The 15,942-nt window shown below is 69.1% G+C and carries 15 protein-coding genes; 8 read left to right on the top strand and 7 right to left on the bottom strand.

Annotated features, from left to right (window positions below; translation table 11 throughout):
• Positions 1-206 precede the first annotated feature (206 nt).
• Positions 207-584, bottom strand: coding sequence for a hypothetical protein (locus tag ACXJKB_RS11200; protein ID WP_457188307.1), 378 nt, complete (start codon positions 582-584; stop codon positions 207-209).
• Between the two features lie 229 nt (positions 585-813).
• Positions 814-3,843 (bottom strand): BTAD domain-containing putative transcriptional regulator, encoded by a 3,030-nt coding sequence (locus ACXJKB_RS11205; RefSeq protein WP_457188309.1) that lies wholly within the window; start codon positions 3,841-3,843, stop codon positions 814-816.
• A gap of 85 nt (positions 3,844-3,928) precedes the next feature.
• Between ACXJKB_RS11205 and ACXJKB_RS11210 the strand changes: the two genes are divergently transcribed.
• The 4 genes from ACXJKB_RS11210 (at position 3,929) to ACXJKB_RS11225 (ending at position 6,764) form a co-directional block, all read left to right on the top strand.
• Positions 3,929-4,261 (top strand): hypothetical protein, encoded by a 333-nt coding sequence (locus tag ACXJKB_RS11210; RefSeq protein WP_457188311.1) that lies wholly within the window; start codon positions 3,929-3,931, stop codon positions 4,259-4,261.
• Between the two features lie 46 nt (positions 4,262-4,307).
• A complete protein-coding gene (locus ACXJKB_RS11215) occupies positions 4,308-4,952 on the top strand; it encodes a hypothetical protein (RefSeq protein WP_457188312.1) in 645 nt (214 codons plus the stop codon).
• A 56-nt stretch (positions 4,953-5,008) separates the two neighbouring features.
• Positions 5,009-5,953 carry an NAD-dependent epimerase/dehydratase family protein gene (locus ACXJKB_RS11220; RefSeq protein WP_457188314.1) on the top strand — a complete coding sequence of 315 codons (945 nt, stop codon included), beginning with the start codon at positions 5,009-5,011 and terminating at the stop codon, positions 5,951-5,953.
• A gap of 76 nt (positions 5,954-6,029) precedes the next feature.
• The gene (locus tag ACXJKB_RS11225) at positions 6,030-6,764 is read left to right on the top strand and encodes a hypothetical protein (RefSeq protein WP_457188316.1); all 735 of its coding nucleotides are present in this window, start codon (positions 6,030-6,032) and stop codon (positions 6,762-6,764) included.
• A 299-nt stretch (positions 6,765-7,063) separates the two neighbouring features.
• Here the strand turns inward: ACXJKB_RS11225 and ACXJKB_RS11230 are convergent, their stop codons facing one another.
• From ACXJKB_RS11230 to ACXJKB_RS11250, 5 genes are all read right to left on the bottom strand, one after another.
• Positions 7,064-7,699 (bottom strand): DUF2306 domain-containing protein, encoded by a 636-nt coding sequence (locus tag ACXJKB_RS11230; RefSeq protein ID WP_457188318.1) that lies wholly within the window; start codon positions 7,697-7,699, stop codon positions 7,064-7,066.
• A gap of 20 nt (positions 7,700-7,719) precedes the next feature.
• On the bottom strand, positions 7,720-8,406 hold the full coding sequence (locus tag ACXJKB_RS11235; protein ID WP_457188320.1) for a hypothetical protein: 687 nt from the start codon (positions 8,404-8,406) through the stop codon (positions 7,720-7,722).
• 274 nt (positions 8,407-8,680) lie between these two features.
• Complete coding sequence (locus tag ACXJKB_RS11240) at positions 8,681-10,018, bottom strand: DUF1254 domain-containing protein (protein ID WP_457188322.1); 1,338 nt, start codon at positions 10,016-10,018, stop codon at positions 8,681-8,683.
• 187 nt (positions 10,019-10,205) lie between these two features.
• Entirely contained in the window at positions 10,206-10,877 is a 672-nt protein-coding gene (locus ACXJKB_RS11245) for a GAP family protein (protein WP_457188324.1), read from the bottom strand.
• 457 nt (positions 10,878-11,334) lie between these two features.
• A complete protein-coding gene (locus tag ACXJKB_RS11250) occupies positions 11,335-12,402 on the bottom strand; it encodes a LysR family transcriptional regulator (RefSeq protein WP_457188326.1) in 1,068 nt (355 codons plus the stop codon).
• 205 nt (positions 12,403-12,607) lie between these two features.
• On the opposite strand from ACXJKB_RS11250, the gene ACXJKB_RS11255 reads away from it, so the two are divergent.
• The 4 genes from ACXJKB_RS11255 to ACXJKB_RS11270 all read left to right on the top strand — a co-directional run bounded on the left by ACXJKB_RS11255 (position 12,608) and on the right by ACXJKB_RS11270 (position 15,940).
• Positions 12,608-13,408 (top strand): alpha/beta hydrolase, encoded by an 801-nt coding sequence (locus ACXJKB_RS11255; protein ID WP_457188553.1) that lies wholly within the window; start codon positions 12,608-12,610, stop codon positions 13,406-13,408.
• A gap of 4 nt (positions 13,409-13,412) precedes the next feature.
• On the top strand, positions 13,413-14,201 hold the full coding sequence (locus tag ACXJKB_RS11260; RefSeq protein ID WP_457188328.1) for an SDR family NAD(P)-dependent oxidoreductase: 789 nt from the start codon (positions 13,413-13,415) through the stop codon (positions 14,199-14,201).
• 258 nt (positions 14,202-14,459) lie between these two features.
• On the top strand, positions 14,460-15,056 hold the full coding sequence (locus tag ACXJKB_RS11265) for a carboxymuconolactone decarboxylase family protein (RefSeq protein WP_457188330.1): 597 nt from the start codon (positions 14,460-14,462) through the stop codon (positions 15,054-15,056).
• A gap of 2 nt (positions 15,057-15,058) precedes the next feature.
• On the top strand, positions 15,059-15,940 hold the full coding sequence (locus ACXJKB_RS11270) for an RNA polymerase sigma-70 factor (protein ID WP_457188332.1): 882 nt from the start codon (positions 15,059-15,061) through the stop codon (positions 15,938-15,940).
• Positions 15,941-15,942 lie beyond the last annotated feature (2 nt).

Below are 15,942 nucleotides of genomic sequence, written 5' to 3' on the forward strand. Positions count from 1 at the left end.
CGCCCGGCAGCTGGCTGAGGCGGGTCCGGGAGGGCACTGCGGGGCGACACTTCAATCCAGCGCGGCCGACTCGCACCCGCTCATCGACACTTCGGATCAGCCACTTCCCGGACCCGCGCGACCGACGCTACGCCGACCACCTCTCGGTCGGAAGACCCTCACTCCAAGCGCTCCTTGACACAGAGGGGATGCCAGATCCGGATCGGCTAGCCGTAACGGCTGACCGTGGGGCACGGCCATTGCACCCGTTCTCCCAGTGCCTCCGAACACTCCTTGCAGTAGTCCGCGTCGTGCTCAGTCTGGGTGCGGGTGTGCCCCTCGGCGGAGCGCACCGCGGCAAGGAACTCGGCCCGCCGGGCCTCGACGATTTCCCGCCTGCGGGCGGCGTCACTGGTGGCGTCGGGGCCGGGGCCGTCCTCACCCTGGTGCTTGCCGCACACGAGCTTGTTATTCCAGACGAACCAGCCGTCGTCGTGGATGACTTGGTTCGCGCTCTTCGGTCCGTTCCATGAGGGGCTGGACTCCAACGTGGAGTCGCAACCCAGCATTGGGCACGGGTGGCTGGTGATGCCCAGGCCGCTCATGCTCCGACCTCCTCCTCGTCCAACGAGCCGTCGGGTGCGGTCGGGGTCACCGGCTCATACCGCAGGGACACGGGGCCACGAGCACGATTCTGCCACCTCGACCCGTCGCTCTGGCGCCCGCACATCGGCGGATCCGGTCGTTCGTGTCAACAACCTCATGAAGTGGGACAACTACACCGGGGCCAGCGACCAGCCTGACGCCCGGCACCACCCGGGCGCGGGTGCCGGCTCAGCCGGGCGGCCGGTCCACCCGCAACACGAAGTCCGGCGCCGGCAACACCACCGCGTCCGCCTCACCCACCAGCTCCGCTGCTCGCCCGGCGTCGCCTCTTCGCGCCGCCAGCCGTGCCAGCGCATCCAGTGCCACCTGCCGGGCCGACGCGTCCGGGTCCGATACGACGAGCTCGGTCAGCGCATCCTCGTCGTCGTTCATCGCGAGCAACAGAGCGCGCGTCACCCCGGCCCGGTCCCCACCACCGTGGTCGCCGAACCAGTCCTCGTTCGCCTGCAGTAGCAGCCGCGCCCGCCCCCCTTCGCCAGCAATGCGAGCCAACTGGGCGGCATGAACTCGCAACCCGCATGTCAGGCGGCCATCACCTACCCCCGCCGCCGCCTCCAACGCGCGGTCCACCGCATCCGACGCGCCAAGGTCGCCGACCGCCACCAGGATGCGTGCCCGCGACGCCAGATGCAGAGCCGCCTGACCGGCGAACCCCATCGCCGCCGCCGCGTCAGCCGCTGACTCGAACAGCTGCGCCGCCTCGCCGAACCGGCCCCCGGCTGCCGACACCCCAGCAAGAATGCCGCGCGCATGCACCAGGCCCCACAAGTCCCCGCCCTTCTCGATGAGCTCCACCGCTGCCGACGCGTGCGCACCCGCAGCAGTTGCCTCGCCCACCATCAGCGCCCCGTACGCCAGCAGCAGCAGCGCCGCCCCGCACTCCCACGCCAAGTCCAGCTCGCGGTAGACCGCCAGCGCCGCCGCGGCATCCGCCAGCACCTCCGCCGGCCGGCCGTCCTGGACGGCTACGAACGAACGCGTCCTGGCCAGGTCCGCCAGCCGGCGGCTCGCTTCAGTCCCAGCTACCCGCTGCGCGGTCGACAACTCAGCGACAGCCGCTGACGCGACCTCGAGGTCGTCGTGCGCCAAGGCGAGGTCACCGGCCGAGGCCTCCAGCCACGCCGCGTACATCGCAGCGCGCGCTCGCGCGCCCGGCTCCGCTCGCGGTCCAACCGCCGACCGGAGCCGAGTCGCCGCAGCCGACCCGTCACCGAGCACAGCCCACGCCCACCCCAGCCCTACTGCGATGGCCGTCCCTGTCGGCTCGTCGTGGCTGGCCGCCCACGCCAACGCGGCGTCGACCTCGGCGCGTTCGGCTCGCACGAAGTCCAGCCATGACGGTTGCGCCGGGCCCCGGATCTCTTCGGCGCACCGCGATGCTCGCTCCGCGTACCAAGAGGCGTGAGCATGCCGGGCCGCGTCGAGGCCGCCGGCCTCCCCGAGGCGCTGCTGAGCGTGGGCACGCACACTGTCGAGCAGTCGGTACCGCGGCGCGGCAACACCTGTGTCCAGCACTGTCAGTGAGCGCTCCACAAGCCGGGCGAGCGTGTCGGGAACTGCTGTGGGCGGTACGTCCAACGCGGCCATGACTGCTTCGACGGCCTGCAGGGTGCCGCCGCTTGCGAAGCACGACAACGCCTGGAGTGCTCGCTGGTCGTCGGGGAACAGAAGGTCGTAGCTCCACGACAGTGCCGCTTCGAGAGCATGCCGACGGTCGGGCGACCGGGAAGGGTCTCGCAGGAGAGCGAACCGGTCGCTGAGGCGGCGAGCCACCTCGTCGAGGGGAAGGGACCGCACGCGCGCAGCTGCCAGCTCGAGCGCAAGCGGGAGGCCGTCGAGCGCCCCGCAGATCTTCTCCACCAGGTCGCGGTCGACCTCGGCCGTGGGCGCCTCGGCGGTGCTGGCCTCGCGCCCCGGTGTGGACGTCGGGCGTCGTCCCTGGCGTGCCACCAGCTGCTCGAACAGGTCAACCGCCGCTGCGTGCGGCAGCGGTGAGACGTCTACGACTTCTTCGTCATCGACGCCCAGAGGCAGCTGGCTGGTTGCCATGGCTCGCACCTGCGGCGAGGCATCCCGGAGCCAGTCGACGAGGTCCGCGGCGGCGGTCACGACGTGCTCGCAGTTGTCGAGCACGATCAAGGTGGGTGCGCCCCGCAGCCGGTCCTGCAAGGCCCCGGCTTCCGGGGCGACGTGCAAGGTAGTGGCGACCGCTTCGAGGAGTTCGCCGACACTCGCTCCCGCGCGCAGAGCGTCCAGACGCACCATCCATGCTCCGCCTGCCGGTGCTGCGGCGTGCGCGACGTCGATCGCGAGGCGCGTCTTCCCGACGCCGGCCGGCCCGACGAGCGTCACGACGCCCGGCTGTTGGAGCAGGCCGGTCACGGCGGACAGGTCGCGGTCGCGGCCGACGAGCGGAGCGCGGGGTCGGGGCAGGTTGGTCGGCGCGAGCTTCACGTCCTGGTCTGCCCCGCGCAGGCCCGCATCCTGGGCGAGCAGCTTCGCCTCGAGCTCCCGCAGCTGGGGCCCGGGCTCGAGCCCGAGCTCGTCGATGAGGTGTCGTCGCGCGCGGCCGTAGGCCGCGAGTGCATCGGCTTGACGACCGGCGCGGTACAGCGCCGTCATCAGCGCCTCCCACAACCGCTCTCGCAACGGCTGCTCATCGACGAGGCGTTCCAGGTCGGCGACGAGCTCGCCACCCCCACCGAGGGCGACGCGTGCGTGCATCAGCTGCTCGACCAGGCCCCACCGGGTCTCCTCGAGCGCGGTGCGCATCGGTGCCGCCCAGTCACGTTGCCCAACGAGCGGGGTGCCGCTGAAGAGCGCGACGCCTGCCGCGGCTGCGGTGACGACGTCAGGATGCCGGCCCTCAGCCGCGGCCGCGGCGGCTTCCACCGCGCGCGTGGTCGCGGCGGCGGCGTCGACGTGTTCGGAGGGCACGTCGAGCAGGTAGGCGTCTGGGTGCGCGACGACGGCGTCCTTGTCGCCGAGGGCTCGACGCAGCTGGGAGACCTTGGCCTGCAAGGTGTTGCGGTCCACGGGCTCGCCCCACAGGTCCTCGATGAGGGTGTCGATGCGCACGGGGGTGCCTGGTTGCATCGCGAGGCGAACCAGCAGATCGGTGGTCTTGCCGGTGGGAAGGGGCAGGCGAACGCCGTCCCGAGTGGCTTCGACCTCGCCCAAGACGGCGATGGTGAGCACCCAGCCAGCGTAGAGACACCCGGGCGTGCTGCCCAGCGTCAGCGGCCGTCAGCGCTTCGTCAGCGGTCCGGCGCAACCTCAGGTCATGGCTCACGACGCTCAGCAGCTACTCCTACAACTCGTCGCCGGCAACCCGGACGCCGAGGCGCAGGTCATCGCCCACGCCGCCCACGAACGCGACGGAGCGCCGGAGCCTGACGTGATGCTCCTCGTCGCGGCCGCCGTCCTCAGCCACGACAGCGGCTTCACCGACCTGGCTGCCGACACCGCTACCCGCCCCCGCGACCGGCAGCTCGTAGTACTCGCCCAGGTCCTGCTCCACGGAGATGCCGACCTGTTCGACGCCCTCGTCCGCGACCACCTCGCCACCTACCCCGACCAGCTGCTGGCCGCGTGGCTCGCAGCACGACCCCGCTGACCCCATCGACCGGCCACTGCCGGTCGCTCCTGAAGGAGAACCGCCCATGTCCACCCCGACCCCCGCCTCAGTCCCGGCTTCCCACCCCTACAACGCCGATGCCCGCACCTCGCCAGTCGCCGGCCGGCGCTCCAGCCTCTCGGTCTTCCTCCGCTGGATGGCCTCGTTCCCCGGCTTCCCGCTCGGCGGCCTCGCCGCGATGCTCCTCGTCGGCCCCGTCGACTCGCTCCCGGCAACCCTGCTCGGCGGCCTGGTCACCGGCACCGTCCTCGGCGTCGCTCAAGGCTTCGGGCAGCGACTCGACGTCCGTGACACCGCCATCTGGGCCACGGCCACCGCGGTTGGTCTCGGCGCCGGTCTCGCCGTCGGCTCAACGGTCGTCGGCTACGCCACCGAGCTGTCCGACCTCGTCACCCAAGGCCTCATCTGCGGCGCGGTCGTCGGCCTCACCCAGAGCGTCGTGCTCGCGCGCCACAACAGCCGCTCGCACAGCCAGCTCCACAGTCGGTCCCGGGCCTGGCTGGTCTACGTCTGGCCCGCCTACCTGAGCCTCGCCTGGGCTTTCGGCTGGACCCTCACCACGCTCGTCGGCGTCCAGGTCGAGGACCAGTTCACCGTCTTCGGCGCTGCAGGTGCCGTCACCGTCACCGCCCTCACCTGCGTTCTTCCTCTCCTGCACCGGACCCACTGACCCGCCGCCCCTTCGACCATCCCGCCCCGCCCACCCACGCACAGAAGGACCAAGTCATGTCACGTCACGTCGTCTTCGGAACCGGCCAGGTCGGCCACCCCCTCGTCACCCACCTCACCGCCGCTGGCCACGACGTCACCGCGGTGAACCGCAACGGCGCCGGCACCTTCCCTGGCGCACGCGTCATCGGCGGAGACGCCACCGACCCCGGCTTCACCGCCGAAGCATGTGAGGGCGCCGACGCCGTCTACTTCTGCCTCAACGCCCTGAACTACGAACGCTGGGCCGAGGAGTTCCCGCCCCTGCAACGCGGCGTCCTCGCCGGCGCCCGCCACGCCGGCGCGAGGCTCGTCGTCCTTGACAACCTGTACTCCTACGGCCCACCCAACGGCGCACCGCTCGTCGAAACCATGGCACCCAACCCGACGTCGAAGAAGTCCGCCACCCGCGCCGCCATGACCGAAGAACTCCTCGCCGCGCACGCCGCCGGCGACGTCGAAGTCGCCATCGGCCGCGCGTCGGACTACTTCGGCCCCGGCGCCCTGCGCTCAGCGTTCGGAGAGACCATCTTCATCCCTGCGCTGCGCGGCAAGACCGCCCAAGTCATGGGTGACCCCGACCAGCCGCACAGCTACTCCTACACGCCCGACGTCGCCGCCGGCCTCGCCACCCTCGCAACCCGTCCCGAGGCACCCGGCCAGATCTGGCACCTCCCCGTCGACGGCGCCCCCACCACCCGCGCCCTCGTCGAGGGCGTCTACGCCGCCGCCGGCACCAAGCCGCGCCTCATGGCTGCCGGCCGCCTCACCCTGCGTGCCATCGGCATCGCCAAGCCCGCCATGCGCGAGTACCTCCACACGCTCTACCAGTTCACCGACCCGTGGATCGTCGACGACTCCAAGTTCCGCCGCGCCTTCGACGCCACCGCCACACCGGGGAAGGCAGCGGTCGCCGACACCCTCACCTGGTACCGCCACCACGCCACCGCCAACGCCGCCTGACCCACCATCAGCCGCCCCGCTCAGCCACGCACCCGACGCCCATCCCTCAGCCACAAGTCGCCTCGCAGGAGAAGTCATGTCCACGCCCGTCAACCCCACCGCACAGCTCGCCGACCGGCCCGCGCTCGACCCTCATCTCGCCCGCCGGGCCGCCGCAGCCCTCACCCTCGCAGCGCTCCTCGCCACCGCCGGGTTCACCATCCTCGGCACCGTCTTCGAGTACCCGCAGATCCTCGAGGAGCCCGTCGCCGACATCCTCGCCCTCTACCGCGACCACCAGGCCGCAGTGATGACGTGGTTCGGCGTCCTCGCCCTCAGCTCCGCCCTCCTCGCCCCCGCCGGCATCTGGCTCGGCCGACTCGCAGGCGGCACCGTCGGCCGGTGGATAGCCGGCCTCGGCATCGCAGCTGCCACTGTCCAAGTCATCGGCCTGCAACGGTGGGTCACACTCGTCCCCGCCATCAGCAACGACGCACTCGACCCGTCGAAACGAGCCGCAGCAGAAGACCGCTTCGAGCTGCTTCACACCATCCTCGGCAAGGTCATCGGCGAGACTCTCGGTTACGCCATCACCGCCGCGTTCACCGTCCTCGTCGTCGTCGCCCTGCGCCGCACCATCCTGCCCACCTGGCTCGCCGCGGCAGGCATCATCTCCGCGGTCCTCATCGCCACCGGCATCGTCATCCCCATCCTCGAGCCAGCGTCCCTCACCAACTTCGCCGGCTACGTCCTGTGGTGCCTGTGGCTCATCGCCGTCTCCGTCGTCCTCGTACGCAACACACGCCCACGAAGCACCATCGCCAACCGCTAACAGGGACGCGCTCGTCTTCGTCCAACGACTCGAGTCCTACCTCGTCGCCACGCGCCACGACGGGGTGGCACCAATCGGGTGCGAAGCGACCTTGAACTTGGTGGCGGCACCGCCGAACGACTATTCGCCGGCCAAGGTCAGCAACCGGACAGCATGGTGAGGAAGCGCGCGACAGCGCGGCGACGTCCCTGGCCGCTCGGCTGCTAGATGTGTTCTCTCACGACGTTGTCGACGCGGAGCAGCGCACCCACGCGGCATGATGAGCGGACGCTCGCGTCCCTCACGCGAGGCACTCTGCGTCATGGGACGGCGACCTGGGGCGGCACCGCGGGGGTACGACGGTGGGGCTTTCTGCGGATCGCTCGTTCGGCGACAGCCAGGTTGATAGCCCAGGCGGCAGCCATGAGCAGGGCGATTGTCAGGTCGTCGTGACCAAGGAGCGCCTCGCCGAAGCCCAGGGTGAGCACCTGGGTGCCGGCGACGAGGCCGATCGCGTAGCTGCGGATCATCCACGCCCGGTGGCGGGCGAAGTCACGTCGGCGCGCGGCCGCGAAGCCCAGGACGATGGTGATCACCATGGCCGCGCCGAAGACCATGCGGAGCGGGTAGAGCACCTCACGGGCGCCCTCGGCCCGAGGAAAGAACTGGTTGAGCCACAACGCCGAGAGCGCCACGCCCAGCCCGGCGACCACCAGCACCCGCCCAGCTCGCCGATGCCACGCGGGTCGTCGGCGGCGGATGACGGGCGAGAACTGGAAGGCGCCGACGATCGCGAACACGGACGCGCAAACGATGTGGACCACGACGGGCAAAGGCGACGCGTCGAACTGGGCGTCCGCCGGCAGCACATCGGTCCCACTAGACAGGTCGACGAGGCGAAGTGAACCGGCGATCACAGGGATGGTGCCGAGCGCGACCAACGCGATCGGTGTCATCCACGTTGAGCCCCGCGCCCTCACGGGACCGCGGCGTGCTCTTGCGAAGCCTCGTCGGTGTCGTGCGTCGGCTCGGTCACCTGCCGTTGGCTCTGCCACAGCGAGTAGCCGAGCCAGATCAGGGCGATGCCGTTCGGGAAGGCCAGCAGCCGGTAGAAGGCGTCCGGCATCACCGACAGCAGGATCGTGATGACGCCACCCACGGCAAGGAGGACCGTGGCCCACCGGGCGAGGACCCGAGCCCGGAACAGTGCGATGCCCAGGATGAGTCCTCCGGCCAGGAAGCAGATGTCCTGAACCTTGAGCACCACGGCCAGAGGGCCGATGTCGCCGGCAGGGGTGTCGCCCTTGATGTGGGCGATGACGTCATCGACGAAGGCGGCATCGGATGCGACGACCTCGGGCAATACGAACGTGGCCATGTACGTCATGCACGCGATCAAGAGGTAACCGGCGCCGAGCACGAGGTACCCAACGAGTCCGAGGAGCCCGTTCCGGCGGACCTGGCTCAGGTACATCCCGGAGATGCCGACGAGAGCCAGGACGGCCATCAGCATCTTGAGGGAGTCGCGAACGATCAGCTCGCTCGTGGCGACGCTGGCGGCCTCCAGGGGCGGGTGGCCGATCTGGACCCCGATGAAGAGCACTCCAGCGCCGACCGCTGCTGCGGCGGCTCCGCGGGTGAGGAAACTAGGGCTGACTGTCATGTTGACGTTCCCGTCGGTAGCCCTGGACCGACTGCTGTAGTCCCCGACATTGGGCCAAGTGAGTAACGTGACCCACTTGGCTACGTCGGGGTCTGGGGCGCAAGCACCGCTTCGACTTGAACATACGCCCCTATGTGTTCGCTGGATAGGCCCCCCGCGCGCGGCGGGCATGCACGCTCATCGGCAGATCCGGTCGAGCTGATCGCGGCAGATCCGTGCGTGCGGCGGAAGCGAGGGCCGCTACCTGCTCAGGGCTTTGCGTTGCTTTGGGACATCAGGCTCGGGTGATGGCGGGAAACTCGTAGCTCTGGTCAAGTATCGCCGCGTCGGGTTCGTACATGCGCATGACGGGGCGGAAATCGCCTGCTGGGCTGGGGAGCCAGTTGGCCGCTTCCTTGGTCCCCTCGGGGCGTTCGTGGCTGATCGTGATGGTCAGGGCGCCGTCGTCGTCGAGGATGACTCCGGGTGTGCGGTCGCCGATCGAGTAGCGGTTGATCGGGTTGTCGACGAGGTAGAAGTCGGGAACGGAGTACATCGTGAGAGACCAGAAGGCCCTGACCGGTGGGGTCGGGTTCAAGCGCAGGGTGTAGGTGTTGGCGCCGTTCAGCTGCTCGCCGTGGTCGTCGAGGTAGGTCATGATGTACGCCGCCTCGTAGGGATGGTTGCCCCAGAGGCCACCGATCGCGGCGGCGGCTCGCTCGACGATGCGGAGCTTCGGATCGGAGATCTTGAACGTGTCGTCGTCGAGCGCTCCGACCTCGAAGAAGTCCAGGTTGTAGTCGAAGGCGTGGAAGGTGAGCTTCCAGCCGTTCACCTCAGGGCTGTGACCCGAGACGAGTGCCTGGTGGAGCGTCGCCTTCGCATCCTCGAGCGCAGCGGCGAGAGATGCCACTTCTTCGTCCGAGATCGTGAGGTACGGCGAGGCGCTGGCTTGCGTCGTACCGATCGGGGCGAGGCTTTCCTGGAGCGGCCTGTCGCGGTCGGCGGGCGGGAACTGCTGCGACCACACGCGCAGCTTCTCCAGGAAGATCAGCTCGTCCGGCACGCCGGGATCCGGTGCCGCGAGGCCAACCGCCACCGCGGCGGCATCGACAGGGGTGAGGGTTGTCGCGTCCTGGAGTGCGTGCACGGCCGGCAGGTCCTCGTCGCTGGCGACCGACCAGCGTCCGACGATCGAGGCAACCGTGGTGGGGAACTGGATCAGGGTCTGCGCCTCGGGGGTGGGGCCGTCCCAGTCGGGTGGGACCAGGAGGAAGTCGCCTTCCCTCGTGCCGGTGGCGCGGTGGCCGACGTAAGCGAAGTTGTTCGTCCAGGCGTCGACGAACTGCAGCACGTAGTACCGGCCACCGGTGTCCGGCACGTGCAGCGCCACTGGCCCGACGCTGAGGTCGAGCTGCGCCATCGAGTAGACCGTGTCGTTGTTGATCGTCACGAACGTGTCCTGTGGCCCGGCCAGCTTCCGGGCGTGGCTGAAGCTGTTGAACGGCGCTGCCGGGTTCGCCCCCACTCCTTCGGTAACGTAGCGCGTCACCTGATCGAGGTTGAACACCAGCGGAAAGCCGTACAAGTACGTCTGCGTGATGATCTCCGCGGAGTCGTCGGACGTCTGCATGAGCGCGTTCCTCTCGAGCCGAGGCGATGGTCGACAAGACCAGTAGTGGACCCGACATCATGGTTGTGGTCAGGTACGCGAGCAGCCTCTGCGAGCAGATGGTTGCTCACTTCACCCGGTTGAGGTGACCTGACGGCACGTCGCGCATCTCGCCAAGGTCCGCCCGCCCAACGGGCAGATGGGGACGTCAGTAGCTGCCGATGCCCTTGCCGACGAGGACGACGCCGATGACGAGCAGCAGCACGGCCATGACGGTGGAGTTGTTGTGCACCAACCACGTGCGCAGGCTGGCGAGCGGGGCGGCCATCTTGTCCGTGGCGACCAGGTAGGCGATGACGGGGACGGCGACGGTGCACGCCGCGACGACGGTGTAGACCGCGATGGTGACGACGTAGCCGTTGGTCGTCATGTCGGCGGACCCGATCGCGATACCAGCGGCGGCTCCCATGAGCAGGTTCTTGGGATTCAGTCCGGACAGCAGGAAGCCCAGGACCAGGGCCCGTCCGGCGGTCATGGTGTCGATGGCCTGCATCCAGTGCGGCAGGGGAGGCTCGGCGTCGCCGGCGGGCCGCGATCGCCACTGCTTGATCGCGAGGACCAGCAGGAGCGCGCCCAGGACGATCTCGATCGTGCCGGCGACCGGCTTGGACGAGCTGTCGTCCGCCTCGGGGAGGACGGATGCGAGGAAGGTGAAGGCGACGACAGCGACCAGGATCCCGAGCACCCACCCGAGCAGGAATCCCAGACTGGTGCCTCTCGCCTTGGGGGAGAGCAGCATCAGGATGGCCGCGATGATCGGGATCGGGCTGATCGCGACGCCGAGGGCCAGGGGGAGGGTCTCACCGATGACGTCGTTCATGGGTCCTCCTCACGGTCGTCCCGGGGACGTGCGATCGCTCATGGGACAAGGCTTGTCCACTCCCGACGCTCTCGGATCATCCGCATCGGGTGACGTGACGGAAACCCGAGGTGTTGGCGCTCATGCGGCATCCGTTCATCGGCAGATCCGCACGCTGATCGCGGCAGAGCCGGGCGAGCGTAGGCGCCCTCAACGCGGCAGATCCGGATGTGTGCGCGTCGGCCACCCAGGACGTGGGAACGTCGGCGCATGGACGCGCCCTTCCCGCCGCCGCCGAACCTCGATCGCTCCACCGCTCAGGCCCTCGTGGACTGGTTGGACCCCATGGCCGAGTGGGCCGTCCGTGGTCGCAGGAGTCGCTAGTGCGCAGATCTCGCCAGATCCGTTGGTTTCCGACAGGGGGCGAAACGACGCAGCAGGCAGGGTTGAAAAAGTCGAGGACTCCGCCCCGATGCACCTACTTGTGAACGGCGGGCTTCGGACCGACGCGTTTGTCGGGATCGCACGGCAGAGCCGGGTGGGCGTGCCGGGTCTGTATTCGAATCCCACTGTCGGTTTCAGGGCCGAGTGCTTCGGCGCGGACCGGCTCGTCTGTCGGCAGCCACGGGGGAGCATGACCGGAGAGGTCAAGCCAGCCACGCTCGCTCGAGACGTCCTGAGCGACCCGGAGGAACTCGACGGTCGCGTGGCTCGTGTCGTCGTCGCGCCACGCGAGCGACCAGGGGTAGTACGGCTGACGCTCTCGCGGCCGCCGAGTCGGGAGTCCGGCGGCGGCGTAGCGTTCGGCGTAGGTGAGGAACTCCAGGTGTCTGAGCGGCGGGTCCGCTCGTCGTACGTGGGCCAGGCAGTGGCTGAAGGCGCCTGGCGTGCCGAGCCACCTCATCGTGACGTCGAGGTCCTGCTCGAGCGCGGTCAGGTATTCGCCGTATGCGTTGTAGGTGCCGGAGTCAATCGGGTCACCGAAGACCGCGAGCGGGAGATCGAGCAGCGACGCCACGTGCGCGTTGTCCTCATCGACTGCTCCGACGATGAGCATGGGCTCCATGCGTAGCAGCCGATGGCTCCATCCGTGCGGATGCCGGGCAACCATCGCGGGCGTGACCCGGAGGATCGCGACGTCCAGCCGGTTGGCCAGGAGAGCCTCCAGCTGAGCGTCGCTGACCATGGCGTGTTCGAGCAACGGCGTGTCGGGAAAGGCAAGTGCGAAGGCGTCGCACACGTCGCGGCTGGTCGCGAGCTCATGGATGTGGGCGACCCGAATACCTGGGGAGCGGGCCGGTCTCTGGAGCCGGTCTGCCATGGCGAGGAGCTGCTGCGCATCGTCGTAGAACCGCTCGCCGCGGGGCGTGAGGCTGACGTGCCGGCTGTCGCGTACGAGCAGCGGCTCCCCGACCTGGGTCTCGAGCTTCTTGATCTGCTTGGAGAGCGCGGGCTGACTGACAAACTGCTGGGCGGCTGCGCGGCCGAAGTGCAGCTCGGAGGCGACCGCGACGAAGTAGCGCACGAGGCGCAGGTCGATATCCATTCCGTCACCCCTGCCGGTCGGAGCACCGCGGTACGCCGAGCCCGCATTCTCACGATAGCGGACTCACTCGGTGTCGGACCTCGCTCGAGGAGCGGGCTGGTTATCGGTCGGGCAGGAACAGGTATTGGACCGTCGAGGTGACGCGGGTGTTGGCTCGATCTGCGCTCGGACGCCACTGCCGAGCTCTTCGAGAGAGGTCCTCCTCATGCCAAGAAATCCGACACCCGTCGTGTTCATCCACGGTCTGTGGTTGCACGCCACCAGCTGGGGCCCATGGATGGAGCTGTTCCGGGACAACGGCTACGAGCCGATCGCTCCTGGCTGGCCGAACGAGCCGAGAACGGTCGCGGCAGCACGCGAGCAACCCGAGCTCGTGGCAGACATCGGGATCGATGAGGCTGCACGACACTTCACCTCGATCATCGAGCAGCTGGGTGCCCCGCCGGTGCTCGTCGGTCACTCCTTCGGTGGTCTCCTGGCCGAGAAGCTGCTCGGGGAGGGAGTCGGCGCCGCTGGGGTCGCCATAGACCCCGCCCAGATCAAGGGAGTGCTGCCGCTGCCGCTCTCGCAACTGCGGGCCGGCCTGCCTGCGCTCGGGAATCCGGCGAATCGTCACCGTGCCGTCGCTCTGACCAAGGAGGAGTTCCGGTTCGGCTTCGGCAACGCGGTCAGTCAGGAGGAGTCCGATGAGCTGTTCGAGTCCTGGACCATTCCGTCGCCCGCGAGACCGCTGTTCCAGGCTGCCGTGGCCAACTTCTCCCTGCACTCACCGGCCGCCGTCGAGACCGGCAACGAGACTCGCGGGCCTCTTCTCCTCATCTCGGGGCTGGAGGACCACACGGTGCCGGACGTCGTCACTCGCTCGACCMTCAAGCAGTACCGCAAGTCGTCGGCGGTGACCGAGCTCAAGCAGTTCGAAGGTCGCGGGCACTCACTCACGATCGACCATGGCTGGCGAGACGTGGCCGATGCGGTCCTGATCTGGCTCAAGGAACAAGGTCTCTGACGTCATGGACTTGGGCCTGAACGGGTCGATCGCCGTGGTCACCGGCGCGAGCAGAGGCATCGGACTCGCGATCGTCAAGGCGCTGGTCGCCGAGGGTGGGCATGTCGTGGCCGGGGCCCGCCAGCGGTCGGATGAGCTCGACAACCTCGTCGACGAGGGCCACGTCTCCTTCGTCGCCGTCGACCTCGCTGATCGAGACGGCCCGAACGCATTGGTCGCGGCAGCGATGGAGAGACATCAGCGGATCGACGTGCTCGTCAACAACGTCGGCGCCGCAGCACCGAGAACGCAAGGCTTCCTCTCCGTGACCGACGATCAGTGGTTCGCCTCGATCACGCTGAACCTGATGGCCGCTGTACGCACGACTCGAGCGGCGCTGGTTCCGATGCTCGACGCAGGAAAGGGAGTCATCGTCACCACCAGCTCGGTCAACGCCTTCCTGCCCGACCCAGCGGTGATCGACTACGGGGCGGCCAAGGCCGCCCTGTCCAACTTCTGCAAGGCGATCTCGAAGGAGTTCGGTTCGCGCGGGATCCGGATCAACACCATCAGCCCGGGACCCGTCGCCACCGATCTGTGGCTCGGCGCATCGGGGGTTGCCGCGACTGTCGCCCGGGCCACTGGCTCGGACCCCGCGGCCGTCGCGGCCGGCGCGGCGGCCGCGAGCGTGACCGGCAGGTTCACGCAGCCAGCCGAGATAGGCCGCCTGGTGGCGTTCCTCGCGAGTGACGCCGCTGCCAACATCACGGGCGCAGACCTCACGATCGACGGCGGCCTCGTCACGACCCTCTGACCGAGATCACCCAGTAGCAGCTTCCAAGTCCCACCAACTCAGATCACCAGCGACGCGGCCCCAGCCGCTCACCTGGCTGCGACCTGTCCTCGCAGTCATCCTCGCCTGTGTCGCCGCCACGGGGAGGGTGCGCTGGCCTTGTGTTCGCGCTGCCCGCGGTCGCGATCACGCATTGGTTCCGCCCTGATCCGAAGCCGGTGTCACACATCCGGGCCGACCGGCGTCTTGATGTCCTACCCACCCCATGAGGAGGACGAGATGTCTGGAACGACCCGCATCCCCGCTGCCGAGATCACCGGCCCCAAGGGCCGGCTCATCAAGCGCTTCGCGCGCAGGACGCTGGGCACGGTGCCCACGTCGATCGGCGTCTACTGGCACCACCAGCAGGTGCTGATGGACATGGCGTCCGTCGGCAGGAAGGTCCAGAAGTGGGACCGGTGTGACGAGCAGCTCAAGTCGTTCGCGCACATGGTCGTGGCCTCGCGCGTCGGCTGCAGCTGGTGCCTCGACTTCAACTACTTCGAGGCCCACAACAAGGACCTCGACATGGACAAGGCCCGCGAGGTTCCGCGCTGGCGCGAGTCGGAGGTGTTCTCCCCGCTCGAGCAGGCAGTCCTCGAGTACGCCGAGGCGATGACCGAGACCCAGCCGACCGTGACCGACGACCTCGTCGAGTCGCTGGTGTCGCAGCTCGGCGAGGCCGGGGTGCTCGAGCTGACCGCGGTGGTCGCGTTCGCCAACTTCACCACCCGCGCCAACGTCGCGCTCGGCATCGAGTCCGACGGCTTCGCCGATGCGTGCGGCCTGAAGCCGTTGGCCCAGCCGACCACACCGCCGGTCGCCGTAGGCTCGTGACCGTGATCGAGGACCCGTTCGTCGCGCACCGCGGACTGCTCTTCACCGTCGCCTACGAGATGCTCGGCTCGGCCGCCGAGGCGGAGGACGTCGTCCAGGAGACGTGGATCCGCTGGGACGCGATCGGCGCGGAGGCGCGCGCAGAGGTGCGCGACCCCCGCGCGTTCCTGGTCCGGATGATCACCCGCAAGGCCCTCGACCAGCTCCGCGCCAACGCCCGGCGGCGCGAGCAGTACGTCGGCGAGTGGCTGCCCGAGCCGCTGCTGACGGCCCCGGACGTGGCCGAGGACGTCGAACTGGCTGAGAGCGTCTCGTTCGCGATGCTCACCGTGCTGGAGACGCTGACGCCGGTCGAGCGAGCCGTGTTCGTGCTGCGTGAGGTCTTCGACCTGCCGTACGCCGAGATCGCGGAGGCCGTCGGCAAGTCCCAGGCCGCGGTGCGCCAGATCGGTCACCGCGCCCGCGAGCACGTCRCATCCCGCCGGCCGCGCGTGGAGGTCCACCGCAGCGAGCAGCAGCAGGTCGTCGAACGGTTCCTCGCCGCGGTCACCCAGGGTGATCTACAGGGCCTCCTCGACGCCCTCGCCCCTGACGTTGTGCTCGTCGCCGACGGCGGAGGCATCGCCCAGGCGACGCTCAAGCCTGTCGTCGGGGCCAAGAAGGTCGCCAACCTGCTCCGCACCTTCGAGAAGTTCGGCGCCGGCGCCCGCATCGTCCCCGTCACCCTCAACGGCTCACCCGGCGCCAAGATCGTCGACGTCGCCGACGGCTACGACACCGCTATCAGCCTCGTCGTCGAGAACGGCCGCATCTCCCAGATCTACGCGATCCGCAACCCGGCCAAGCTCGGCGGCATCGACACCGAGGCGATGCTCAGCCGGTGATC

Source organism: Nocardioides sp. P5_E3, from assembly GCF_054049275.1.